Source organism: Quadrisphaera granulorum, from assembly GCF_003149145.1.
Classification (GTDB): Bacteria; Actinomycetota; Actinomycetes; order Actinomycetales; family Quadrisphaeraceae; genus Quadrisphaera; species Quadrisphaera granulorum.
In genome coordinates this window covers 81205-106621 of record NZ_QGDQ01000011.1, presented here as the reverse complement: position 1 = coordinate 106621, position 25417 = coordinate 81205, and the positions used below count along the sequence as shown (strand labels likewise).

The following is a 25417-nucleotide window of genomic DNA, read 5'->3' as shown; positions in this document are numbered from 1 at the left end:
GGCGGGTCCCTGCAGGCAACGCCAAACGACGCGGGTCAGCCGGTGGCGCGAGGGCGGGTGCTCACCGCGGACAGGGGCATCGTCACGTCCTCGAGCGACCTGCCCTCGGCGTCCACCGCGAGGAACGCCGCGACGACACCACCGATGATCATCACACCGGCGCCGATGAGGTAGCCGATGAACAGCCGGGTCACCGACGGGTCGTCCAGGCTGCCGATGAGCGCGCTGTAGAGCAGGGGAGCGCCGGCGCCGCAGAGCTGGGCGATGGCGAAGAAGATGGCGATCGCCTGCGCGCGCACTTCCATGGGGAACAGCTCGCTCGCCGTGAGGTAGCCCGAGCTGGCCCCCGCGGAGGCGAAGAAGAAGATGACCGCCCAGGCGATGGTCTGGGTGACCGCGTTGAGCACGCCGGCGTTGAACAGCACCGCGGTGATGGCCAGGAGGGCCCCCGAGAGCAGGTAGGTCCCCGCGATCATCTTCTTGCGGCCCCAGGTGTCGAAGAGGTGGCCGAGCGCGAGGGGCCCGATGAAGTTCCCCAGAGCGAACCCGATGAGGTACAGCGGGGTGCTGCTCGCGGCGACGCCGTAGTACGCCGTCAGCACGGTCGTGTACGTGAAGAAGATCGCGTTGTAGAGGAACGACTGCGTGATCATCAGCGTGGCGGCGAGCGTGGCGCGCTGGGGGTAGGTCTTGAAGAGGACCCGCGCCAGCGTGATGTACCCCTGCGCCGGGGCGGGGCGGACCTCGATGGCCTTGGAGTCGTCCACGGGGGCCAGGTGCTGCCCGCTCTCCTCCACCTGACGCTCGATGGTGGCGATGTTCTCCTCGGCCTCGCGCTCGCGGCCGTGCATGAGCAGCCAGCGCGGGCTCTCCGGCAGGTGGCGGCGCAGGAAGATGATGACGATGCCCAGCACCGGGCCGATGAGGAACGCCACGCGCCAGCCCCAGCTCACTGGCATGGTGTCGAGCAGGAGGTAGGTGCCGAGGGTGGCGATGATCGAGCCGGCCCAGTAGGTGCCGTTGACGCCGATATCCACCCTGCCGCGGTAGGGCGCGGGCATCATCTCGTCGATCGCCGAGTTGATCGCGGCGTATTCCCCGCCGATGCCGGCGCCGGCGATGAACCGCGTCAGATAGAGGAAGACCAGCCCGGAGGTTTCCCCGTTCCACGTCAGCGCCGTGAGCGCGTTGCCGCCGAGGTAGACGGCCAGGGTGAGCATGAAGAGCTTCTGGCGGCCCAGGGCGTCGGAGATGCGGCCGAAGACCAGCGCTCCCACCACCTCGCCGACGAGGTAGACGGTGGCGATGAAGCCGGTCTCGGTGACCGACATCCCCAGTGCTGCCTTGTCCTGGAGGATCGGGTTGAGGGAGCCGGCGATGGTGATCTCGAGCCCGTCCAGAATCCAGGCGGTGCCCAGCGCCATGATCATCCGGGTATGGAAGGGCGCCCATCGCAGGCGGTCGATGCGTGCGGGGATCAAGCTCCTGATGGAGCCGGCGGTGCCCGCTGCGGCGGGACTGGCGGTAGCCATGGCTCTCCTCCTCCGTGCCGCGTCCTTGACGGCGGCGCGACGCTACGCCCGGTTGTCCCCGGCAACCACTCGAAGTCGTTGCCGCAGGTCATCGACGGGTCGCCCAAGTGGAGTGGGGCCTATTGCCGTCCGCCTGTGCGCGGTGCCGGGTGGCGTGTAGTCTCTATGGAGTCGAACAAAAGTTCGACCAGGCTGACCTTCCCCGGCCTGCTGCCCTGCGGAGAACGCCGCGGGCCGGTCCGGGGAGGAGCGAGGTGCCGCCGTCACAGCAGTCGTTCACACACCTGCACGTCGCCTCCGGTTGGAGCTTGCAGCACGGCACCGACACTCCGGCCGCGCTCGTCGAGCGAGCCGCCGCCGATGGTCAGCACGCTCTTGCTCTCACGGACCGCGACGGGCTGCGCGGTGCGGTCAAGCACGTGATCGCGTGTGCCCAGGAGGGCGTCGTCCCGATCTTGGGGATGGAGCTCGCCGTCGAGCCCAGCGACCTCCTCCACCGGACCGGGCGCGGCAGGGTGGCGGACTCCCATGATCACGGCGGGGGGAGGGCGCCGGTGCGCGGCGGAGCCGCCGTGGACGCGCGGCTGCCCCGCGTCGTCGTCCTCGCCCACGGGTCCAGCACCTCCCTCACCGCGGCAGCGGGCTGGACCCCCGATCCGGGCGACCCGCCCCTGCCGACCGGGGTCGGGTGGGCGCGTCTGTGCCGGCTGTCCACCGCCGCGCACACCCGCGGGGAGGCGCCCGGCTCGCTGAGCGCGGTCGGCGGACGGCGCGGGACCCCCGTCACCACCCTTGAGGAGATCGCCGAGCACGCCGTCGACCCCGCCTCCGGAGCCCCCGCGCTCACCGTGCTGCTCGGACCCGACAGCGAGGTCGGCCGCGCGCTGCTGGCCCGCCGCCCCGACCTCGCTCGCGCGCTGCTGGCGCGCTGGTACTCCGCCCTGCCGCTGGGCTGCCTGGCCCTCGAGGTGGTCTGCCACCTCGGTCCCGAGGGCACCCCCGCCAGCCTCGGGCACGCCGCGCGCACCCTGGCCCTGGCACGCGAGGCCGGGATCCCCGCCGTCCTCACCAACGCCGTCCGCCACGCCGGCCCCGAGGGCGCCGCCACCGCCGACGTGCTCGACGCTGCCCGCCGCCTCGTGCCGCTGGCCTCCCGCCACCTCGACAGGGCCACCGGGCACGGCTGGCTCAAGCCGGCCGCTGCCATGCGCGACCTCGCCGAGCGGATCGCCACTGCCGCAGGCGCGGGTCGGGGAGCCTGCCAGTCCGGCGGCGCCGCCCAGCTGCTCGCCGACACCGAGCGGCTCGCCGCCCGCTGCCACCTCGACCCCCGCGCCGACCTCGGCATCGGTGCCGTCCACCTGCCCGAGCCGTGGCTGGTGGCCGGTCCCGCGGTGCGCACCGTCGACGACGCCGCCGCCGTGCTGCGCGCCCGCTGCGAGGCAGCCGTCCACACCCGCTACCCGAGCGCCTCCCTCGCGCACCTGCAGCGCGTGCGACACCGGATGGACGAGGAGCTGGGCGTCATCGGCGCGCTCGGCTTCCCCACGTACTTCCTCACCGTGGCCGAGGTGTGCGACCTCACCCGCAGGCTTGGCGTGCGCGTGGCCGCCCGCGGGTCCGGTGCCGGCAGCCTCGTCAACCACCTCCTCGGCATCTCCGGGGTCGACCCGATCGCCCACGGCCTGCTCATGGAGCGGTTCCTCACCACCGCGCGGGCGGAGCTGCCCGACATCGACGTCGACGTCGAGTCCGCCCGCCGCACCGAGGTCTACGACGCCGTGCTCGCCCGCTTCGGAGGAGACCGCGTGGCCGCCGTCGCCATGACCGACACCTACCGGGTCCGCCACGCCGTCCGCGACGTCGGCGCGGCCCTCGGCATGCCCCCGGGGGAGGTCGACGCCATCGCCAAGGCCTTCCCGCACCTGCGCGCCCGCGACGTCCGCCACGCCCTGCGCGACCTGCCCGAACTGCGCGCCTCGGGCCTGGCCGACTCCCGCCTCGACCTGCTCTACGACCTCGTGGAGAGCCTCGACGGGCTGCCCCGCCACACCGCGCTGCACCCGTGCGGGGTGCTCCTCTCGGATGCGTCGCTGCTGGACCGGACGCCCGTGCAGCCGTCCGCCACGAGCTTTCCCATGAGCTCCTTCGACAAGGACGACGTCGAGGTCATGGGCCTGCTCAAGCTCGACGTGCTCGGCATCCGCATGCAGTCGGCGTTCGCCCACGCCACCCGCGAGGTGGAGCGGACCACGGGGGAGCGCATCGACCTCGACACCCTGCCCCTGGACGACGACGACGCCTTCCGCCTCATCCGCTCCACCCGCACGCTCGGGTGCTTCCAGATCGAGTCACCCGGGCAGCGAGAGCTGGTCGGCAAGTTCGCCCCGCAAGACTTCGCCGACCTCGTCATCGACATCTCCCTGTTCCGGCCCGGGCCGGTGAAGTCCGACATGGTCACGCCGTTCCTCATGGCCCGGCAGGGCTGGCGCGCGCCCGACTACCTCCACGAGCGACTGCGGAAGGCGCTGGAGCAGACCTGCGGGGTGGTGGTCTTCCACGAGCAGGTGCTGCAGATCGTCGCCGAGACCGCAGGGGTGAGCCTCACCCAGGCCGACGAGGTCCGCCGCGCCCTGGGCACCCGCGACGGGCAGGCCGAGGTGGAGACCTGGTGGCGGCCCCGCGCGCTCGCGGCCGGCTTTACGCCGGCCGAGGTGCAGCGGATCTGGGAGGTGCTGGCGGCCTTCGCCTCGTTCGGGTTCTGCAAGGCGCACGCGGCGGCGTTCGCGCTGCCCACGTACCAGTCGGCGTGGTTCAAGGCCCACTGGCCGGCGCACTTCCTCGCCGGGGTGCTCACCCACGACCCGGGCATGTACCCCAAGCGCCTCATCCTCGACGACGCCCGCACGATGGGCGTCGCGGTGCTCCCGCTCGACGTCAACGCCTCCACCGGGGAGTACCGGGTGGAGCACGTGGCGCCCTGGGACGAACCGCCGCCCGCGGTGCTGCAGCAGTACCCCGCCGGTCCAGGTCGCGACGACGACGACGAGAGGCCGCGGCCGGCGCCCGCGCAACCGCCGCGCTGGAGCGAGCGGGAGGCCGCCGAGCGGTACGGCCCGTCCGCGAGCCGCTACCGCCTGGACGCCGCCGTGCCCGACGGGCGGGCGTGGGGCATCCGGCTGTCGCTGGCCGAGGTCAAGGGCATCAGCGACGCCGAGGTCGCGCGCATCGTCGCTGGTCAGCCCTACCACTCCCTCGCTGACCTGTGGAACCGCGCTCGCCCGTCTCGGCCGGTGCTGGAGCGGCTCGTGCTCACGGGTGCGCTGGACGCGATCTACGGGCTCGGGCTCACCGCGCCGGTGCGCCGCCGCGGCGTGGTGACGCGGCGCGACCTGCTGCTGCAAGTCGCCGACCTCGACCGGCACACCCGTGCGCTCGATCGCGGTGCTGCCCGGACCCGCTCGTCGTCGTCGTCCCGCTCAACTCCTCGTGATCATGGGAAGTTGGCCACCTCGGAGGACGTGCAGCTGGCGCTCGACCTCGGCGATGCCCCCGGTGATGTCGAGCCGTCCGGTCTGCCGGAGATGACTCCCGCCGAGCAGGTGCGCACCGAGCTGGAGGTGCTCGGCCTGGACGCCAGCCACCACGTCGTGGCGGCGTACGGGCCGATGCTCGATGCGATCGGTGTGGTCCGTTCCAGTGCGCTGCGCGGGCAGAGGTCGCGGAGCGAGCTGCTGGTGGCGGGCGTGAAGGTGGCCACGCAGACCCCGCCGATCCGCTCTGGCCGGCGCGTGGTGTTCCTCACCTTGGACGACTCCACCGGTCCCGTCGACGCGACCTTCTTCGAGGACGCGCAGGGGCCGTACGCCTCGACGGTGTTCGGGTCGTGGCTGCTCGTGGTGCGCGGTGAGCTGCGACGCACCGGTCCGCGCGGGGTGTCGCTGCGCGCCACGGGCGCCTGGGCGATGCCCGCACTGTGGCGGGTCTGGTCCGAGCACGGGGTGGACGGTGTCTACCGCGTCATGGCAGGCCAGCCGGCCGCCGGGTATGGCTCGGCGGCGGTGGCGGGGGCGGCGGCGTCCCGTTCGACCCGGCCGGTCATGGCACCTTCGCGGGTCATCGGACAGGGCCGCGACGACGGAGCCGTGCCCGGTCTCGACGCGGGGCGTTCCGGGCCGGGCCAGCACGACGAGCGGTACGCGGGCGCCGGCGCCCGGGAGGCCGCGGCCCAGGACGAGGCCGCGCTGCGGGCCGCGCAGGAGGCCGCCGAGGAAGCTGCCGAGGAAGCCGCGGCGGCGAGCGGGCTGCCGGTGGGAGACCGCCCACGCTCCGAGCGGGGGCGCGCAGGCGGCCGGCGGGTGTTCGTGCACGCCAGCGGCTTCCTGCTCTCGCCGTACGCCGACATCGCCCCGCCCGGCAGTGACACCCGCAACACCCGGGTCTCTGCCGCCGGTGCCGCCGGCAGTGGCGACGGGGGCGCCGACCAGACGGTCGAGCGCAGCGCCGACGACGCCCTCGAGGACCTCCTCGACGCCGAGCGCGGCGCTGCTGGTCGGGGTGCTCCGCGCAAGCTGTGGCACTCCAGCTCCGGGAGCGCCGGGTGGTGAGCCCGGTCAGCCGGGTAGCGCACCGGCCGGACGCCTTCCGCGGCTCTTCCGCCCCTTCGGCCGAGTTCGCGCCCCTTGAGTCGAGTTCCGGCCCCATCACGGAGCTGGATGGGGCCGGAACTCGCGCCATGGGGCGGGAATCCGCGGGATGGGGCAGGAGCTCGCGCGGCGGGAGGAGCGCACTTGCCGCGGAAAGTGCGGGAAGGGGAGCAGGCGGGGGTGGGGACGCGTGAGCCGCCGCCAGCTCGAGCGGGCCGGGCTCGACCCCGCCGTGGCCGCCTCCGTCGCCGGTCTGCGCGAGCACACCCCCGGTGACGCGAGCGACGGCTGCACCGTGCTCCACGTCGACATGGACGCCTTCTACGCCTCCGTCTCCCTCCTGGACCGCCCCGACCTGCGCGGCAAGCCGGTGATCGTCGGCGGCGGGTCGAGCCGCGGCGTCGTCCTCTCCGCCACGTACGAGGCACGCCGCTCCGGCGTCCACTCGGCGATGTCCATGAGCCGCGCCCGCCGCCTCTGTCCGGGCGCCGTCGTCCTCCCGCCCGACCCCGACCGGTACGCCGCGGTCTCGGCCGCCGTCGTCGCCCTGCTCACCTCGGTGACCCCGGTGGTGGAGCAGCTGGGCATGGACGAGGCCTTCCTCGACGTCTCCGGAGCGGTGCGCCGCTCGGGCACGCCGCTACAGATCGCCACCGAGCTGCGCGACAGGGTGGCCGACGAGCAGGGCATCACCTGCTCGGTGGGACTGGCGACGACGAAGGCCGTCGCCAAGCTCGCCTCCGGCCGCGCCAAGCCCGACGGCGCTCTCGTGGTGCCCGCCGACCAGGTGGTGCCCTTCCTGCACCCGCTGCCCACCAGTGCGCTGTGGGGCGTAGGGGAGCGCACCCAGGAGGCGCTCGCGCGCCTGGGCCTGCACACCGTGGGGCAGGTGGCGCATACGCCGTCGACCACGCTGCGCCGCGCCCTCGGTGACGCGCTCGGCTCCTCCATGCACGAGCTGGCCTGGGGCCGCGACCCCCGCCCCGTGGTGACCAGTGCGGCCGTGGCCGAGAAATCCGCGGGCGCGCAGGAGACCTTCGCCGTCGACGTCGACGACCCCGAGGTCGTGCTCCGCGAGGTGCTCCGCATGTCCGAGCGCGTCGCCCGCCACCTGCGTCGCGACGGGCACGTCGGCCGCACGGTGGTGCTCGTCGTCCGCTTCGCCGACTTCACCACCGTCACGCGCTCGCGGACCCTGCGCGAGGCGACCGACTCTGGCCGCGACGTCTACGCCGCCGCCGCGGCCCTGTGGGCGGCGATGGGTCTGCAGCGGGCACGCATCCGGTTGGTGGGTGTGCGTGTGGAGGGCCTTGTCGACGCCGATCGGGTGCCCCGCCAGCTCCGTCTGGATGAACCGGAGCGCGGCTGGCGTGAGGCTGACCGGGCTGTGGACGCGGCAGGACGGCGCTTCGGCAGCGGTGCGGTGACCCCGGCGTCGCTGCTGCTCCCTCGTCCGGGGGGCAAGGGGCGCTGACGCCTCGCCGACAGGGTTCACATGCTGGTGCGCATGGGGACAGTGGTGCAGGTGGGACCAGGAAAGTTGCCTTGCCCACGCTGGGCGAGACCGGCTTTCCCCACCCCTTGACGGGACCTATCCTGTGGTTCCGGAGTGAAGGATCGCAGGAGGTCGCAGTGCCGCTGTCTGAGCACGAGCAGCGTCTGCTGGAGCAGATGGAGCAGCAACTGCTCTCTGACGACCCCCGCTTCGCTTCGACCATGCGCGGCCCTCGCCGCGCAGGTGGGGGCAAGAAGAGCCTGGTCCTCGGAGTCAGCATCGCCGTCGCTGGCCTGGCGGCGCTCGTGGCCATCTTGTTCCTCATCCCGCTCTCGCAGCGCGGCTGGGTCTACGGCCTCGGTGGCGCAGCATTCCTGGTGATGCTCGGCGGCATCCTCTACGCGGTCTCCGGCGCTGGGGGCGGTCGCGCAGAGTCCGGCCCCATCGGTGTGGTCGGCGCCGACGGACGCCCGGGGCCGCGCCCGGCCACCGGACCGCGCGGCCCGAGGGCTCGCCGCTCCGGCACCTTCATGCAGCGGCTCGAGCAGCGGTGGGACCGCCGCCGCGACGACCGCTGGGGCTGAGCCCCACCACCCCTGCCGCTGACAGGGATCACGACGACGAGAGGCCCGTCCCCACCAGGGGGCGGGCCTCTTCGCGTGCCGCCGTCGGAGGAAAGCCGACCCGCGGCTCCGCACCTGCGCACTTCAGGGGCGTCCTGCGCCCGCACTCGCCCCTGAAGTGCGCAGGTGTGACCCCGGGGCGGCCCTCGAGCCGGCTCGCACGTCAGGCGCGGCGCGTCAGCCGCGGCGCAGCAGTGCCCGACCCCAGCGACGCAGGTGCGCCACCCCGGAGGGCGGCAGCAGCCGCCAGCGCCAGGTCGCCGAGCGCGGTCGCTGGGCGACTACCGCGTCGACCACCTCGCGCACGTCCTCGACCAGCGCCGTCCCGCCGCCGGCAGAGCCGGGTGCCCCGTAGCGAGCGCCTTCGACGGCGCCGACGAGGCGGGCCACGGCCTGCGGCTCTCGGTCTCTCTGGCCGCCCGAGTCGCCTGAGCCGCCCGAGCCGCCCGAACTCCCCACAGGAGCTCCCGGAGCCCCGGGCCCGTCCCGTCGCAGCCCCTCGGCCAGGCGGCTCCCCACCTGTCGGGGCGTCTGTGAGGGCGGCACGCTCACCCCGAGGTCACCGATCTGCTCCACGAGGTCGGCCCACGCGGCTTCCGCCTGCGCTGCGGCGGTGTCGGCGTGCCGCCACCGCCGCCGGCGCACCAGCGAACGGCTGGCCAGCGGCGCAGCAAGCACTCCGAGCACGAGGGCCAGCACCACGAGCAGGCCGGACCAGGGCACACCAGCGTTCTGCGCGCTGGTCTGCGTCGTCGTCCCGGGGGTGGCGGGGGCGGCCGAGGAGGTCGCCGCTGCACTCGGCGCCACCGACGGCACGCTGGCTCCGTCCGTCGGGGCCGTCGAGGCGGTCGGCGGGGCGACCGGGGCGATGGTCCACGCGGGAGCGGCGCCGGTCCGGGCGCTGGGGGTGGGCTCGAAGCGCACCCAGCCCGCGCCCTCGAAGTACAGCTCCGGCCAGGCGTGGGCCTCCTGCAGCGTCACCTGCCAGGTCCCGTCGCCGAGCCGTGCCCCTGGCAGGAAGCCCACCGCCACCCGCGCGGGGATGCCGAGCGTGCGGGCCATCACGGCCATCGCCGAGGCGAAGTGGACGCAGTACCCGGTCTTGTCGTTGAGGAAGTCGACGAGGGCGTTCGCCGAGCGTGGCTCCGGCGCCTCCAGGGAGTACGTGAAGCCGCCGGTGCTGCGGAACCAGTCCTGCAGCTTCGTCGCCTGGAGGAAACCGCTGGTCTCGGAGCCGACCACCTCGCGCGCTTGCTGCTCCAGCTGGGGAGGAAGGCCTTGCGGCAGCGCCGTGTACCGCTCGACGACGTCGGCGGGGGCGGGGCCGGCGTCGCGCAGCTGCTCCGGGGTGGGGGCGACCGCGGCCTGGACCACGCGGTAGTCCTGCCCCTCACGCGTGGCGGTGCGGCCCTGGGCGCGGATGTTGAGTGTGCTGGTGTCGACGAACCAGTCGCCGTCGATCTCCACGGACGTCGCCGGGTAGGGCGTGGGCAGCCACTGCTGGCGCAGCGCCTCGACGGTGATGTCGTAGCGGACGTCGGTCCGGGGCGTGTCCGGCGCGAGCCCCGGCACGCCGGGCATGCCGTCGCCCAGCGCGCGGGTCTGGGAGCGGTCGATCTCGGACGGGCGCCACACCTCACCGTCGAAGTTGTCGACGGTGACGATGCGCAGCGGTGTGGGGGTGAGGGCGGAGGTCCGGTAGCTCAGCACCTCGGCGGTGCCCTGGCTCTCCAGGTCGGAGCGCAGGTCGAGCAGGGGGTTGACGGAGTTCGCGGCGGCGCCGCCGATGCCTGCGCCGTTGCCGCCCACCAGCACCACCGACGTGGTGCCCGGCACCAGCGGAGGCACCGCCACGGCGGCGACGACGGCGACCACCGAGACCGTCACGGCGACGGCGGTGGCGGCCCCCGTCCCCGCCCGGACGGCACGCCCATCGCCCCTGCCCGCACCGCCTCCGCCGCCGTTTCCGCCGGGAGACGTGCGAGCCGTGGGCCGCTGCTTGACGCGCCGTCCCCAGGCGGCCGCGCGCGAGCCGCCGTCCGCAGCGATCAGCAGCAGCCAGCCCGCCACGGCGAGGGCGAACCAGCCCCACGTCACGCCACCGGGGGTGAAGACCACCGCGACGGCGTGCACCGCCAACAGCACCGGTCCGGTGAGGGCGGGGGAGCGCAGCACCACGGCGACGATGTCGACGACGACGGCGACGGCGCCTGCCCCCGCCGTCGTAAGCAGCCGCAGCCCGGGCTCGGCGACCACCGGCGCTGCCTGGCTGTTGATGGTCTCGCGACCCTCCAGCGCCAGCACCCACAGCGCGCGCAGCGCCTCGGGCCCGGGCAGCAGCCCGAGCACGGCCTGTCCGGGCACGAAGAGCACGCACAGCACCACGAGCAGCGCCAGCGGCTGGGCCAGCGCCCCGACCCAGCCGGGCAGTCGCAGCGCAGAGGCAGCCGCGCCCGTCGCCGCGACGACGACGACGGCCAGGAGCGCCTGCACGAACCACGCGGTGCCCTCGACGACGAGGTGCAGCCCGGCGGTGGTGGCCAGCACGGCGACGGTCGAGGCCAGCCGCAGGCGTCCTGTCGAGGTCACGGTGCTGATCCTCCGGCGGTGGTGGCGGCCGTACTGCTCGTGCTACTGATCGTGCTGCTGCTCGCGGCGGTGGCCGCTGCCGGTTCGCGCGCCCGCAGCCACGCGTCGGCCAGTGGTTCGCCCTCGGACAGGTCGAGCACGGCCCACCCGCCGCCGAGGAGCGCCTCGACGGCGCCGGGGGCGGGGGGTTGGGAGAGCACGGCGAGGGACGCCGAGCGCCGTCGGACGGTGCCGCCGCGCCCCGCTGTCGCGAGCGCGTCGGCGTCGGCGCGTCCGAGGGCACCGGCGACCACGACGACGATCCCGTCGCGCGACTCCGCCTCGCTGCGGCCTCCGAGCGCGGCGGCCAGCATGGTGCTCAGCGCCAGCGACGGGCCGTCGGCCGGCTCGACGAGGGCCAGCCGCTCCAGCAGGTGCTCCCGGCCCTGGGCCTGCGGCTGCCCGGCAGGGCCGTCGGCGAGCTCCAGGTGCACGGCCGCTCCGGCGTCGTGGAGCGAGACCGCCAGGGACGCGGCCGCGGCGACGGCGTGGTCGAAGGCGGCTTCGTCGGAGTGAGCGCCGGGGCGTCGGTCGAGGACGACGACGCCGCGGCGCTGCCGGGGCTGTTCGTCCTGGCGGACCATGAGCTCGCCTCGGCGGGCTGTGGAGCGCCAGTGGACGCGGCGCAGGTCGTCTCCGGAGCGGTACTCGCGGGTGCTCATGCCGCGTTCTCCGCTGACGGTGCCCGCGCCGCCGCCGGCGTCGTCGCCACCGGAGCCGGTGAGCAGCGCGCTCGCGCCGGGCACCGCGGTGGTGGCGGGCAGCACGAGCACCTCGGAGCGGCCTCCGGCGCGCAGCGGGAGCTCGCACAGCCCGAGCGGGTCGGTGACCCGTACCTGCAGCGGCCCCAGGCGGTGGTGTCCGCGCCGCGGGGGAGTGGCGGAGTAGGCGACGGCGGCGCGTCCGCCGGGGGGCAGCGGGTCGACGGTGAAGCGGGGCGCGCGCGGCCAGCCGGCGGGCAGCCGGTCCTGCGCGAGCAGCACGGGGGTCGTCATGCGGCCGGGGTTGCGCAGGTCGAGGCGGACCCGGCAGGCCTGGCCGACGACGGCGCGCTCCGGCGAGGTGCTGCGCCGCACGGTGGTGCTCGTGCCCGTCAGGGCAGCCAGCGCCAGGGACAGCAGGGGGAGCATCAGCACGAGCAGCGCGACCCGCAGGAGGGCCTGCTGGCCCTGCCACATCCCGGCGGCTCCGAGCAGGAGGCCCGCCAGCAGCAGGGCGCGTCCGCGCCGGGTGAGCCCGACGGCCCACACCGCGCGGGTGGCTCGTCCGGCGGGCGTCACGAGCGGGTCAGACCCTCGAGGAGCTGGGCACGGGCACCCGCTGCAGGAGGTCGACCAAGACGTCCTCGGCGGTGCGGCGTACCGCCGAGGCCTCCGGTGACAGCACCAGCCGGTGCGCCAGGACGGGGACGACGAGGGACTGCACGTCGTCCGGGAGCACGTGGTCACGGCCGTCGAGCACGGCCACGGCCCGTGACGCACGCAGCAGGTGCAGGCTCGCGCGGGGCGAGGCCCCCAGCGCCACAGCGGGATGCGTGCGGGTGGCCGTGACGAGGTCGAGCAGGTACTGCTGGACCGCCGGGGAGGCATGCACGGCGGCGGCAGTGGCGATGGCCCGGCGCAGCTCGCCGGGGTCGCTGACGGGCTCGAGGTCGGTCAGCGGGTCGCGCGCGCCGTGCGAGGCGAGCATGGCGAGCTCGCTGGTCATGCTCGGGTATCCCATGGAGACGCGGGCCATGAACCTGTCCCGCTGCGCCTCGGGCAGCGGGTAGGTGCCCTCCATCTCGGCGGGGTTCTGCGTGGCGACCACCATGAACGGCCGCGCGAGGGTGTGGGTGGTGCCGTCGACCGTGACCTGCCGTTCGCCCATGCACTCCAGCAGCGCCGACTGCGTCTTGGGGGAGGCGCGGTTGATCTCGTCACCGACGACGACGTGGGCGAACACCGGCCCGGGCTTGAACTCGAAGCCGCGGCGCTCGGCGTCGTAGATGCTGACACCGGTGAGGTCACTGGGGAGCAGGTCGGGCGTGAACTGCACGCGCCGCACCGTGACCCCGGTGGCGCGTGCGAGGGCCTTGGCCAGCATCGTCTTGCCGACCCCCGGGACGTCCTCCACGAGGAGGTGCCCCTCGGCAAGGAGGACGACGAGCGCGGTGCGGACCACGTCGTCCTTGCCCTCGACGACCTTCTCGACCGCGTCACGAATGCGACCGAGCACGTCACGGACGTCCGCGATGCCGCCGTCGGCATCCCGCACGCCCCACGGGAGGGGGATCGACACCGTCGAACCGTACGTCACGGTCTTGACCACCGCAGTCCCTCCCGCGGACCTCCGATCACAGACACCTCTCCTGTCACGGACGGCACGGCGAGCCGCTCCCTGGCGTGGGTGTGGCGAGGGTGCGCCGGGGACGTCGGCGGGGACGTCGGCGGGGACGTCGGCGGGGACGTCGGCGGGGACGTCGGCGGGGACGTCGGCGGGGACACGGCACCGGGCGGGAGAAGAGCAAGGAGCCGGTCCGGTGGAGTGAAGTGGAGTAACGTGGAGGCATGCGGAGCGCGGGAAGGCCGGGCTCCCGCCGGGGGGAAGGGCCGACCCGTGTTCGTCGGCACTCACACCCCGCGCCTGGACGAGAAGGGGCGCCTGCTCGTGCCCTCCCGCTACCGGGAGGCGCTGGCCGGAGGCTTCTACCTGACCCGTGGGCAGGGGCCGTGCCTGCACGTCTACCCCAGGGCCGACTTCGAGCGCCGCTACGAGGAACTGCGAGCCGCGACGGCCACCAACCCCTCGGTGCGCGACTACCTACGCGTCATGCTGGCCGGTGCCTCCGAGGAGGAGCTGGACAAGCAGGGCCGCTTCACGCTGCCGCCGACGCTGAGGTCCTTCGCGGGGCTCGATCGCGAAGTGGCCGTGGTGGGCGCCGGCGAGCGTCTGGAGGTCTGGGACCTCGCCGCCTGGGACGAGCGGTTCGCGCAGGCGGAGGCCAGCTACGACGGCGTCCAGCTCGACGACCTGCCCGGGTTCCTGTGAGTGCCGCCACCGGGTGAGTGGGGCCCGCCGGTACCGCACCTGCACCGTGCGGCCAGGCCTCCAGCCGCTCCTCGCGTCCTGACGCACCTTCCCCGGTGTCAGGCAGCGCGGGCCACTTCCCCGGCCCGTCGGAGCGGATGGGGACCTGGCCGCGCGGCGTGCCGGGCGCCGACGTCCACGCATCCCCCCTCTCGGCGTGCACGATGGGCGGGGACGTGTCTGACTCGTCACTTGAGTCACAATCGTCCCATCAGTAGCGTCTTGCACAGCTGACCGCAGTCGCCGACGGGAGGAGCGCACGTGGACGACGTCCTGCCCGCCGACCTCCCCGAGATGTCACCGGAGTCGTCACCGGTGCCGGCTGAGCGCACAGCGGGGGAGCGGCACGTGCCCGTGCTCCTCGACCGCTGCGTGGAGCTCCTGGCGCCGGCCCTGCAGCAGCGCCTCGATGGCCCGGATGGCGTGGCGCCCGTCGTCGTCGACACCACCCTCGGCATGGGCGGCCACAGCGAAGCGCTGCTCGAGCGCCTGCCCGCGGCCCGGCTCGTGGCGATCGACAGGGACCCGCAGGCCCTGGCCATCGCCGGCGCGCGCCTGGAACGGTTCGGCGAGCGCGCGACGCTGGTCCGCGCCGTCTACGACGAGCTGCCCGACGTCCTGGACGACCTGGGCATCGCCCAGGTCCACGGCGTGCTCATGGACCTGGGTGTCAGTTCCCTCCAGCTCGACGAGGTCGAGCGCGGGTTCTCCTACGCCCGCGACGCCCCGCTGGACATGCGGATGGACCCGACCTCGGGCATCACCGCCGCCGACGTGCTCAACACCTACGACGCCCGCGACCTGTCGCGCGTGCTGCACGTCTACGGCGAGGAGAAGTTCGCCCGGCGCATCGCCGACAACGTCGTCCGTGAGCGGGCCCGCGAGCCGTTCAGCGGCACGCTGCGTCTGGTCGACGTCGTCCGTGACTCGATCCCGGCGCCGGCCCGGCGCACCGGCGGCAACCCCGCCAAGCGGACCTTCCAGGCGCTGCGCATCGAGGTCAACGGCGAGCTCGACGCCCTGCGCGACGCCGTGCCGGCGGCCCTGGACGCCCTCGCCGTCGGCGGTCGCCTCGTGGTCATGAGCTACCAGTCGCTCGAGGATCGCATCGTCAAGCAGGCCCTCGCCGCGGCCACCTCCAGCACCGCTCCCCCCGGCCTGCCCTTCGAACCCCCCGAGCACGCCCCTCGCTTCCAGCTGCTGACCCGCGGCGCGGAGCGCGCGAGCGAGGCCGAGCTGGCCGCCAACCCGCGCTCGGCGCCGGTGCGCCTGCGCGCCGCCGAGCGCGTACGGTCCGGCCGCGTCCCGGCTCCGGGAGGACGTTCGTGAGCTCACCCACCAAGACGTCAGCGGCCTCGTCAGCGCCGGCCCCGCCCCCTTCACCTGCGCCGCACGCCCCGCGCCCTGGGCGCGGCCCGCGCCGCCCGGGCACCCGCACCGCTCGACCGGTGACCCGCACAAGCCCGAGGACGACGACGCGCGCCGCGGCCCGGGCCACCCCGCGACCTCGGTCCGGCCGTGCCCGGACGCTCATGCTGTGCGGCGCCGTCCTCGTCGCCTCCCTGCTCGCGGCGCTGTGGACCAACATCGCTCTCTCCCGCGGCAGCTACGCCGAGCACGACCTCCAGGCCAGGCGGACCCTGCTCGCCGAGCAGGAGCAGGCGCTGCAGGAGCACCTGCAGGAGGTGAGCTCTCCGGGGGCCGTCGACGAGCGCGCCCGGCAGCTCGGCATGGTCAAGGCGCCCGAGCGCGCCTGGCTGGTGCTGCAGGCACCTCAGGAGCAGGCCGTGGTCGGTGACCCCACACCCGCCTCGTCGCCCACGCCCAGCGGTTCGCCGTCAGCGGTACCCAGCGGATCAGCGGGCGCGCCCACGGGCACGCAGCTGGAGCAGGGCGCCGTGGACACCGACAGCGGCAGTGACGACGGCGACGGCGATGGCGCCACTGCCAGCAGCACCCCGACTCCGTCGCGCTCGGGTTCGTCGAGCCCGACCTCGAGTGCGAGCCCGACCGGCGAGAGGACCCCGTGAGCACCACCCCCGGCGCCCCGCCGCGCACCCGTGCGCCGCGTCCGCCGGCCGGGCGCCAGCCGAGCCCGGCCGGGTCGCCGCGCCCGAGCCGCCCGGTGAGACCCGCCCCCCGCCCCGCAGCCGGGCCCGGAGCCCGGTCCGCAGCCCGGTCCGGCGATCGACCGGCGCCGCGCCCAGGCGCCCGCCAGAGTCCTCGTCCCGCGGGTCGTCCGCCGCAGCGTCCCGTGCGCGGACGCACTGTCCGCGCCGGCAGGCCCGAGCGGCGTGCCGCCGTCATCGCCCTGGTGCTGCTCCTCGTGACCGGCGTCTTCACCGGGCGGCTGCTGCAGGTGCAGGCCCTCGACACCGGACAGCTCGCCGAGGACGCGCTGGCCGAGCGGCTGGCCAAGGTCACGCTGCCCGCGCAGCGCGGCTCCATCACCGACCGCAACGGCAACGTGCTCGCCGAGAGCGTCGAGCGGGTCAACGTCACCGCCAACCCCAACCTCTTCCGCGGGCCGCAGCCCGACGCGAAGAACCTGTGGACGGCGCCGGACGCCGCCGCGGCGCTCGCCCCGCTGCTGAACGTGCCGGAGTCCGAGCTCGCCGCGCAGCTGGCCCCGCGTGACCGCGCCGACGGCAAGCCGCTGCAGTACGTCATCCTCGCCAAGCGCCTCACCCCCGAGCAGTGGCGCGCGGTCGACGCCCTGGGCATCCCGGGGATCTTCTCCGAGCGCGCGGAAGACCGCACGTACCCGGCGGGCACCACCGCGGGCAACCTCGTCGGCTACGTCAGCCGTGACGGCACGGCACTCGCCGGGCTGGAACTCGCCGAGAACGACACGCTGTCCGGCACCGACGGTGAGCAGCTGTACGAGCAGGGCCGCAACGGCCAGCGCATCCCGCTGGCGGGGGAGACCACCACACCCGCCGTCGACGGCAAGGACGTGCGCCTCACCCTCGACGAGGACATCCAGTTCTACGCGCAGAACGCCGCCCGGGCGCAGGCCGAGGCCGCCGAGGCGGACTGGGTGTCCGTCGTCGTCATGGCCAAGGACGGCCAGGTGCTGGCCCTCGCGGAGTCCGGCTCCATCGACCCGGCCGACCCTGGCGCGACGCCGGAGGCCGAGCGGCACAACCGCTCCCTGGAGGACACCTTCGAGCCCGGCTCCACCGGCAAGCTCATCACCGCCGCCGCCGCCATCCAGGAGGGCCTGGCCACCCCCGAGACGCAGCTGACGGTGCCCGACAGGCTCCAGCTCCCGGGCCGGGCGGGATTCGTCCGTGACTCCCACCCCCACGACCTGCAGAAGCTGACGTTCGCCGGGGTGCTGGCGGAGTCGTCCAACGTCGGCACCATCGAGGTGGGCCAGAAGCTGACCGTCCAGCAGCGGTACGACTACCTGCGCGCGTTCGGCATCGGGCAGAAGGTGCTCGGCCTGCCCGGCGAGACCCGCGGCATCCTCGGGACGCCCGACAGCTGGAAGAACGACGCCCGCACCCCGTACAACGTGCTGTTCGGGCAGGGCTACGGCGTCAACGCGCTCCAGGCCGCGCAGGTCTACGCGACCATCGCCAACGGCGGGGTGCGGATCCCCGCGCACGTCGTCGCCGGGACGACCGACGCCGACGGCACCTACACCCCCGCGACCCCGGGGACCGGCACCCGCGTGGTCAGCGAGGCCACCGCCCAGCAGGTCACCGCCATGCTCGAGGGCGTGGTCACCTCCGACGGCACCGGCCTCAACGCCGCTGTCCCGGGGTTCCGCGTGGCCGGCAAGACCGGCACCGCGCAGGACCTGCCGGCCACGAGGGCCACGGGCACCCCGCAGTACACGTCGTCCTTCATCGGCATGGCCCCCGCGGACGACCCCCAGCTCGTGGTCGCGGTGATCGTCCAGCACCCGCAGACCAGCCACTACGGCGGCACGGTCGCCGCGCCCGTCTTCTCCGACGTCATGGGCTACGCCCTCGGCAAGGAGGGGATCACCCCGAGCGGGGCTCCGGCCCAGCTTCCACCCCTGACCTGGCAGTGACCTCGCAGTGACGGTGACCTCGCAGTGACAACGAAGGCCGCCTCTGCGCCGGTGCTCGCGAAGAACCGGCCGGTGGCCGGGACCGCGCCGGGTAGCGTGCACGCCGTGCCCGCTCGCGACTCCCGGCCCGTGCGCGTCGCCGGGCGACCGCTCGCGCAGGTCGCAGCGCGTGCCGGCGCCGCCGCTCCGGCAGGCTCCGGGCAGCTCACGGTGACCGGCGTGGTGCTCGACTCCCGCCGCGCTCGCCCGGGCGATCTCTACGCCGCGCTGCCCGGCGCCCACACGCACGGAGCGCGCTTCGCGGCGCAGGCGGCGCAGCTCGGAGCGACTGCTCTGCTCACCGACCCCGAGGGTGCGCAGATCGTCGCGCGGCTCGCCGCGGAGCAGGGCGCGACGGCGCGGCTGCCCGCCGTCGTCGTCGACGACCCCCGCGCCGTGCTCGGTGCCGTGAGCGCCCTCGTGTACGGCGAGCCCGCGCAGCACCTGCAGGTGCTCGGCGTCACCGGCACCAACGGCAAGACCACCGTCACGACGCTGCTGGAGTCAGCGCTGGCGCAGCTCGGCACCCCGACGGCCCTCGTGGGCACGGTGTGCACGCGCATCGCGGGCGAAGAGCTGCCCAGCGCGCGCACCACGCCCGAGGCGCCGGACCTGCACGCCCTGCTCGCGCTGGCCGTCGAGCGCGGGGCGCGCGCCGCGGCACTGGAGGTCTCCAGCCACGCCGTGGTGCTGCACCGGGTGGACGGGCTGGTGCTCGACGTCGCCGCGTTCACCAACCTCTCCCAGGACCACCTCGACTTCCACCCGACCATGGATGACTACTTCGCCGCCAAGGCGCAGCTGTTCACCCCAGCGCGTGCCCGGGCCGCCGTGGTCTGCGTCGACGACGAATGGGGCCGCCGGCTGGCCGAGCTCAGCCGGGCCGCCGGGGTGCCCACCACCACGGTCATGAGTAGGACGACGACGGACGGCCGGGCGGCAGCTGGCCAGCCGGCCGACTGGTCCGTCGACTGGTCCGTTGATGCGGCCAGCGTGCGCGAGCGGTCCGACGGTCGTCCCGGCTCCGCCTTCACCCTGATCGGGCCGGGGGGCCGACGCGTCGAGGCGGCGAGTCCGCTGCCCGGCACCTTCAACATCGCCAACACCGCGGTCGCGGTGGCGGTGCTCGCTGCCTCCGGCCACGACCCAGCTGCGGCCGCCGCCGCGCTGGCCGGTGCGCGCGGCGTGCCGGGGCGCATGGAGGTGGTCCTGCCCCGCGGGGCTGCTGCGCCGTCCGCCGAGGCTGCCGCTGATCTTCCGGCTGGTCTTCCGGTGGGCGTGGTCGACTATGCCCACACCCCCGACGCCGTCGCCGCGGCCCTGGCCGCGCTGCGCCCGTCCACGCCGGGCCGCCTCGTGGTGGTGCTCGGCGCCGGCGGTGACCGAGACCCCGGCAAACGCCCCGCCATGGGCGCTGCGGCTGCGGCCGGCGCCGACGCCGTCGTCGTCACCGACGACAACCCCCGCTCGGAGGATCCGGCCGCCATCCGTGCTGCCGTGCTCGCGGGAGCGACGGCAGCGGGCATGACGCCAGCAGGTATTGACGTGGTCGAGGTGCCCGATCGCCGCGAGGCCGTGGCCCGCGGGGTCGCCCTCGCGCTGGCCGGAGGGCCGGGCGGCACCGTGCTGGTGGCCGGCAAGGGCCACGAGCGGGGCCAGGAGGTCGCGGGTGCCGTGCACCCCTTCGACGACCGCGAGGAGCTCGCCGCCGCGCTGGCGGCAGCCACGGAGGTGCGCGCATGATCCCGATCGCGCTGGGAGACGTCGCAGCCGCCACCGGCGGCCGCCTGACCGGAGGGGCCGACCCGGCCGCCGTCGTCAGCGGCGTCGTCATCGACTCGCGCGCCGCCAGCGGCGGTGACCTGTTCGCCGCTGTGCCGGGCGAGCGCGTCGACGGGCACGACTACGCCGCCACCGCCCTCGGTGCCGGAGCGGTGGCCGTGCTCGCCGAGCGTGACCTCGGCGACGACGTGCCCGCCGTCGTCGTCCCCGGCCGCGTGCTCGACGCGCTGCCGGCGCTGGCCGCCGAGGTGCTGGCCCGCCGCCACCAGCTGCCGACCCCGTTCGACGTGGTCGGGGTGACCGGGAGCTCGGGCAAGACGAGCACCAAGGACCTGCTGGCCGCCGTCCTCGCTCCGCTCGGCCCCGTGGTCGCGCCGCCGGGCTCGTTCAACAACGAGCTTGGCGTGCCGCTGACCCTGCTGCGCGTGGACGAGCAGACCCGCACCCTCGTCGTGGAGATGGGCGCCCGCGGGATTGGGCACATCGCGCACCTGTGCGAGCTGGCCCACCCGCGGGTCGGCGCGGTGCTCAACGTGGGCAGCGCGCACGTGGGGGAGTTCGGCAGCCCCGAGGCCATCGCCGTGGCCAAGGGCGAGCTCGTGGAGGCGCTGCCCCCGGCTGCTGAGGCCGGAGCCGGCCTGCTCGACGGCGGGGTTGCCGTCCTCAACGCCGACGACCACCGCGTCGCCGCCATGGCGACGCGTACCCGCGCCCGCGTGCTGACCTTCGGCTGGGGCGCGAGCGCCGACGTGCGCGCCGAGGACGTCCGCGTCGACGAGCTCGGCCGCCCGGCCTTCGCGCTGCACGCACAGGGCGCCAGCGCCCAGGTCTCGATGCAGCTGCACGGCGAGCACCACGTCTCCAACGCCCTGGCCGCCGCCGCGTGCGCGCTGGCCGTCGGTGTCGAGCTGGACGACGTGGCCGCGGCGCTGTCCACCGCCCGCGCCGCCAGCCGGTGGCGCATGGAGGTGACGGAGCGGCCCGACGGCGTCGTCGTCGTCAACGACGCCTACAACGCCAACCCCGAGTCCGTGCGCGCCGCGCTGCGGGCGCTCAAGGCCATGCACCGCCCCGGCGGGCGCACCTGGGCCGTCATCGGGGAGATGCTGGAGCTCGGCGACACCGCGCGCGACGAGCACGACGCGGTCGGCAGGTACGCCGTCCGCCTCGACATCTCACGGCTGGTGGCCGTGGGGAAGGGAGCGCGGCCGGTGCACACCGGAGCGGTGCTGGAGGGCTCGTACGCCGACGAGTCGATGTGGGTTGCCGATATCGAGGCCGCTGAGGCCCTGCTGGCGCAGGAGCTGCGCCCGGGTGACGTGGTGCTCGTCAAGAGCTCGAACGGCGCCGGGCTGATGCACCTGGGAGACCGGCTGGCGCTCGCCGGGGCCGCCCCGGTCACCAGCAGCGAGGGGGTCCGCGCGTGAAGGGCATCCTCGTCGCGGGGTTCTCCTCGCTGGTGGTGGCGCTGTTCGGCACACCACTGTTCATCAGGTTCCTCGTGCACCGCGGGTATGGGCAGTTCATCCGCGACGACGGACCCACCTCGCACCACACCAAGCGCGGCACCCCCACGATGGGTGGCGCGGTGATCATCGCGGCAACCGTGCTCGGCTACGGGGTGGCGCACCTCGTCTTCATGACACCGCCGTCGGTGTCCGGCCTGCTCGTGCTCGGACTCATGGTGGGCCTGGGGCTGGTCGGCTTCCTGGACGACTTCATCAAGATCTCCAAACAGCGGAGCCTCGGTCTGCGCAGCGTGCCCAAGCTCATCGGGCAGACGCTGGTCGGCCTGGTGTTCGCGGTGCTGGCGCTGCAGTTCCCCGACGGGTACGGCAACACCCCCGCCTCCACCAAGGTCTCCTTCACCCGCGACACGATGGTGGACTTCGCCCACTGGGGTGCGATCGCCGGAGTGGTGCTCTTCGTGCTGTGGGCGCTGCTCATGATCGCCGCGACGAGCAACGGCGTGAACCTCACCGACGGCCTCGACGGCCTGGCCAGTGGCGCCACCGCCGCGGTGGCCGGCGCGTTCGCCCTCATCGGCGTGTGGCAGTACAACCAGAACTGCGACTCCCCGCGGGTCACCGCGCCGGGCGTCGCGGCCTGCTACACGACCCGAGATCCGCTCGACCTCGCCGTCGTCGCTATCGCGCTCATGGCGGCCTGCATCGGCTTCCTGTGGTGGAACGCCTCACCGGCCAAGGTCTTCATGGGAGACACCGGCTCCCTCGCCCTCGGCGGTGCGCTCGCCGGCCTGGCCATCACCACCCGCACCGAGCTGCTGCTCGTGGTGCTCGGCGGGCTCTTCGTGATCATCGCGCTGTCCGTGGTGATCCAGGTGGGCTTCTTCAAGATGACCCGCAAACGCGTGTTCCGGATGGCACCGCTCCAGCACCACTTCGAACTGGTCGGGTGGGCCGAGGTCACCATCGTCACCCGGTTCTGGATCATCGCCGGGTTGTTCGTCGGCCTCGGGCTGGGCCTGTTCTACGGCGAGTGGGTGGTCGGCAATGACATCTGAGCTGAGATCTGAGGCGCTTCCCACGGTGCCCGCCTGGCGCGCCGGGTCCGCGCGCGTCCCCGACCGCGGCCCCGCCGACTGGGCCGGGCTGCGCGTCGTCGTCGCCGGGTTCGCCGTCTCCGGAGCTGCGGCCGCCTACGCCCTCGCCGAGCGGGGTGCGCGGGTGCTCGCCGTCGACGGTCGCGACGGTGCCGGAGAGCGCGAGCGCGCCAAGCTCCTCGACATGCTCGGCGGCAAGGTGGCGCTCGGGCCGGGGGCCTCCGACGCGCTGCACCTCGTCGACGGTTCCCCGCCCGACCTCGTCGTCACCTCGCCCGGGTGGCGGCCGAGCGCTCCGCTGCTGGCGCAGGCCGCGCGCGCCGGCATCCCGATCTGGGGCGAGGTCGAGCTGGCCTGGCGGCTGCGCGGCACGGCCGGGCCTGTGGGCGCGCCCGTCGGCCCTGCCTCGTCCGCTCCGTGGCTGTGCGTCACCGGCACCAACGGCAAGACGACGACGACGACGATGCTCGCGAGCATCCTGCGGGCCCACGGCCTGCGCGCCACGACCGCCGGCAACATCGGCACCCCGCTGGTGGAGGCCGTGCTCGACCCGGCCGGCGCCGACGTGCTGGCCGTGGAGCTGTCGAGCTTCCAGCTGCACGGGGCACACACGCTCGCGCCGCGTGCCGCGGCCGTCCTCAACGTGGCGCCCGACCACCTCGACTGGCACGGCTCGATGCGGGCGTACGCCGCCGACAAGGGCCGCATCTACACCGACACCGAGCTGGCCTGCGTCTACAACGCGGACGACACCGACCAGGTGACCGAACAGCTGGTTCTGGACGCCGACGTGCAGGAGGGCTGCCGTGCCATCGGCTTCACCCTCGGTGTGCCGGGGCTGTCGATGCTGGGCGTTGTCGACGACGTCCTCGCCGACCGCGCCTACGTGGCCGACCGCGCCAACAGCGCCGCCGAGCTGTGCACCCTGGCGGACCTCGCCGACGCCTCCGGCGGCGTGGTCGCGCCGCACGTCGTGGCCAACGCCCTCGCGGCGGCGGCGCTGGCTCGCGCCCACGGCGTCGGCCAGCAGGCCGTCCGCGACGGGCTGCTCTCGACGAAGCCGGGCGCCCACCGGATCGCCGTGGTGGCCCGCTCCGGCGGCGTCGCGTGGATCAATGACTCCAAGGCCACCAACGCCCACGCCGCCTCCGCTTCGCTGGCCGGTGCCGCCGCGGCGTCCGGCGGCGAGGGCGGCGACGCCTCCCGCGTGGTCTGGGTGGCCGGTGGCCTGGCCAAGGGAGCCCAGTTCGACGAGCTGGTCGGCGCCCACGCCGGCCGTCTGCGCGCTGCGGTGCTCATCGGTGCCGACCGCGAGCCCCTGCGCGGGGCGCTGGCCCGCCGCGCGCCGGGCGTGCCCGTGGTGGAGATCGACGGACCGGCGGCCACTGCCGCCGGGGGCGTCATGCCCGCGGCGGTGCGGGCCGCCGCTGCTGCGGCGCTACCGGGCGACGTCGTGCTGCTGGCGCCCGCCTCGGCGTCGATGGACCAGTTCACCAGCTACGCCGAGCGCGGCGACGCCTTCGCCGCGGCCGTGCGGGCGCACCTTGCTGAAGGCTCTGCTGACCAGTCCGACCACCAGGAGGGCTGACGTGGCCACGAGGACCACCGCGACCGACGGCGACACGACGATCGACCTGCGCGACGGCGTGACCCCGTCGCTCACCACCACGCCGGCTCCCGACCGCAGCGCCCCCCGGCCTGCGCCCCGCCGTCCTGCACTGACGACCCGTCAGCACGCCGCGGCCTGGGGCGACGCGCTGCTCGGCGGCGCGCTGCCCGGTCGCCTGGCGCGCTGGGATACCCCGCTGCTCACCTACGGGGTGCTGCAGGGCGTCGTCGTGCTCCTCGTGGGCCTCGGCCTGGTCATGGTGCTGTCGAGTTCCAGCGTCGAGGCCCTTGCCAAGAACCGCTCTCCCTACGCCGCGGGCATCTCCCAGGCGCAGTTCGCCGTGCTCGGGCTGGTGGCGATGTTCATCACCGCGCGCCTGCCACCGCGGTTCTGGCGGCGCATGGCGCTGCCGGTGCTCGTCGTCGCCGTCGTCCTCGAGGGTCTCGTGCTCACCCCGCTGGGAGTTGACGTCGGAGGCAACGTCAACTGGGTGCGCTTCGGCAGCATCCAGGGCCAGCCGTCGGAGTTCGGCAAGGTGGCCCTCGTGCTGTGGTGCGCCGCGGTGCTCGCCAGCAAGCACAAGGTGCTCACCGATCCGCTGCGCTGGGGGTTGCCGCTGGCGCTCGGTGTGCTGCCGATCATCGGCATCGTGCTGGCCGGCAAGGACCTCGGCACCGCCATGGTCATGGGCCTGGTGGTCTTCGCCGCCGTCTTCGCCGTCGGGGTACCGCTGCGCCATCTCGGGCTGGCGGCGCTTGTCGGCCTAGTGGCTCTTGCGGTGCTAGCTGGCACCGGCAACCGCATGAGCCGCATCAGCTCGTTCCTCGAGGGGAACACGGACACGAGGGGCACGGGCTACCAAGCAACCATGGGCCTGTACGCCCTCGCCTCCGGCGGGCTCACGGGCGTCGGCCTGGGCGGCAGCCGCCTCAAGTGGAGCTGGCTGCCCGAGGCCCACAACGACTACATCTTCGCGATCATCGGCGAGGAGCTCGGCCTGGTCGGCACGCTCGTCGTGCTGGCGCTCTTCGTCGTCTTCGGTTGGTGCTGCGCCCGGGTGGTGCGCCGCAGCAAGGACCTCTTCGTCGTCGTCCTCGTCTCCGGGGTCCTGGCGTGGGTGCTTGGCCAGGCGGCGGTGAACATCGGCGTGGTGATCGGTGTGCTGCCCGTCATCGGCCTGCCGCTGCCGCTCATCTCCGCGGGAGGTTCGGCACTGCTGTGCACGCTCATCGCCGTCGGGCTCGTGCTCTCGTGCGCGCGCTACAGCCCCGGAGCTCAGGCTGCGCTGAGCGCCCGGCCGGGGCTGGTGCGCCGGTCGCTGGCCGTCGTCTCGCGGGCAGGCCGCCGATGAGCGCCACCACGGGATCCGCCGTGCCGGGCCTCACG

General features: G+C 74.4%; 16 protein-coding genes. 12 read left to right on the top strand and 4 right to left on the bottom strand.

Translation table 11 applies throughout. The annotated features are described in order from the left end of the window. Window positions 1-35: 35 nt before the first annotated feature. Window positions 36-1532 carry an MFS transporter gene (locus tag BXY45_RS10370; RefSeq protein ID WP_109774342.1) on the bottom strand — a complete coding sequence of 499 codons (1497 nt, stop codon included), beginning with the start codon at window positions 1530-1532 and terminating at the stop codon, window positions 36-38. 254 nt (window positions 1533-1786) lie between these two features. Between BXY45_RS10370 and BXY45_RS10365 the strand changes: the two genes are divergently transcribed. From BXY45_RS10365 to BXY45_RS10355, 3 genes are all read left to right on the top strand, one after another. Next, complete coding sequence (locus BXY45_RS10365; RefSeq protein WP_109774340.1) at window positions 1787-6139, top strand: DNA polymerase III subunit alpha; 4353 nt, start codon at window positions 1787-1789, stop codon at window positions 6137-6139. 229 nt (window positions 6140-6368) lie between these two features. Next, entirely contained in the window at window positions 6369-7652 is a 1284-nt protein-coding gene (gene dinB / locus BXY45_RS10360) for a DNA polymerase IV (RefSeq protein WP_245961742.1), read from the top strand. 158 nt (window positions 7653-7810) lie between these two features. Continuing rightward, entirely contained in the window at window positions 7811-8257 is a 447-nt protein-coding gene (locus BXY45_RS10355; RefSeq protein ID WP_109774336.1) for a DUF3040 domain-containing protein, read from the top strand. A 216-nt stretch (window positions 8258-8473) separates the two neighbouring features. Here the strand turns inward: BXY45_RS10355 and BXY45_RS10350 are convergent, their stop codons facing one another. From BXY45_RS10350 to BXY45_RS10340, 3 genes are read right to left on the bottom strand one after another with little or no spacing between them, the layout of a single operon-like run. Beyond that, window positions 8474-10885 (bottom strand): transglutaminase TgpA family protein, encoded by a 2412-nt coding sequence (locus tag BXY45_RS10350; protein ID WP_109774334.1) that lies wholly within the window; start codon window positions 10883-10885, stop codon window positions 8474-8476. Beyond that, entirely contained in the window at window positions 10882-12204 is a 1323-nt protein-coding gene (locus tag BXY45_RS10345) for a DUF58 domain-containing protein (RefSeq protein WP_146211155.1), read from the bottom strand. Before BXY45_RS10345 ends, BXY45_RS10350 begins: the two co-directional genes overlap by 4 nt. A 7-nt stretch (window positions 12205-12211) precedes the next feature. Next, window positions 12212-13204: an AAA family ATPase gene (locus BXY45_RS10340; RefSeq protein WP_245961741.1), complete on the bottom strand. Its 993-nt coding sequence runs from the start codon at window positions 13202-13204 to the stop codon at window positions 12212-12214. Window positions 13205-13522: 318 nt separating this feature from the next. Here BXY45_RS10340 and mraZ point away from each other — a divergent pair, with 318 nt between their 5' ends. The 9 genes from mraZ to ftsW all read left to right on the top strand — a co-directional run bounded on the left by mraZ (window position 13523) and on the right by ftsW (window position 25382). Beyond that, entirely contained in the window at window positions 13523-13954 is a 432-nt protein-coding gene (gene mraZ, locus BXY45_RS10330) for a division/cell wall cluster transcriptional repressor MraZ (RefSeq protein WP_109774327.1), read from the top strand. Window positions 13955-14287: 333 nt separating this feature from the next. Continuing rightward, window positions 14288-15322, top strand: a complete 1035-nt coding sequence (gene rsmH, locus BXY45_RS10325) for a 16S rRNA (cytosine(1402)-N(4))-methyltransferase RsmH (RefSeq protein ID WP_109774422.1) — start codon at window positions 14288-14290, stop codon at window positions 15320-15322. Window positions 15323-15441: 119 nt separating this feature from the next. Then, window positions 15442-16023, top strand: a complete 582-nt coding sequence (gene ftsL, locus BXY45_RS23230) for a cell division protein FtsL (protein WP_170131438.1) — start codon at window positions 15442-15444, stop codon at window positions 16021-16023. A gap of 224 nt (window positions 16024-16247) precedes the next feature. Next, window positions 16248-18038, top strand: coding sequence for a peptidoglycan D,D-transpeptidase FtsI family protein (locus BXY45_RS10310; protein WP_170131437.1), 1791 nt, complete (start codon window positions 16248-16250; stop codon window positions 18036-18038). 105 nt (window positions 18039-18143) lie between these two features. Further along, window positions 18144-19820 carry a UDP-N-acetylmuramoyl-L-alanyl-D-glutamate--2,6-diaminopimelate ligase gene (locus BXY45_RS10305; RefSeq protein ID WP_245961739.1) on the top strand — a complete coding sequence of 559 codons (1677 nt, stop codon included), beginning with the start codon at window positions 18144-18146 and terminating at the stop codon, window positions 19818-19820. Beyond that, entirely contained in the window at window positions 19817-21286 is a 1470-nt protein-coding gene (locus BXY45_RS10300; protein ID WP_109774317.1) for a UDP-N-acetylmuramoyl-tripeptide--D-alanyl-D-alanine ligase, read from the top strand. The genes BXY45_RS10305 and BXY45_RS10300 overlap by 4 nt, the downstream gene beginning before the upstream one ends. Continuing rightward, entirely contained in the window at window positions 21283-22383 is a 1101-nt protein-coding gene (mraY, locus tag BXY45_RS10295; protein WP_109774315.1) for a phospho-N-acetylmuramoyl-pentapeptide-transferase, read from the top strand. The genes BXY45_RS10300 and mraY overlap by 4 nt, the downstream gene beginning before the upstream one ends. Then, entirely contained in the window at window positions 22373-24010 is a 1638-nt protein-coding gene (murD, locus tag BXY45_RS10290; protein ID WP_109774313.1) for a UDP-N-acetylmuramoyl-L-alanine--D-glutamate ligase, read from the top strand. The genes mraY and murD overlap by 11 nt, the downstream gene beginning before the upstream one ends. 1 nt (window position 24011) lies before the next feature. After that, window positions 24012-25382: a putative lipid II flippase FtsW gene (gene ftsW / locus BXY45_RS10285; RefSeq protein ID WP_211319434.1), complete on the top strand. Its 1371-nt coding sequence runs from the start codon at window positions 24012-24014 to the stop codon at window positions 25380-25382. Window positions 25383-25417 lie beyond the last annotated feature (35 nt).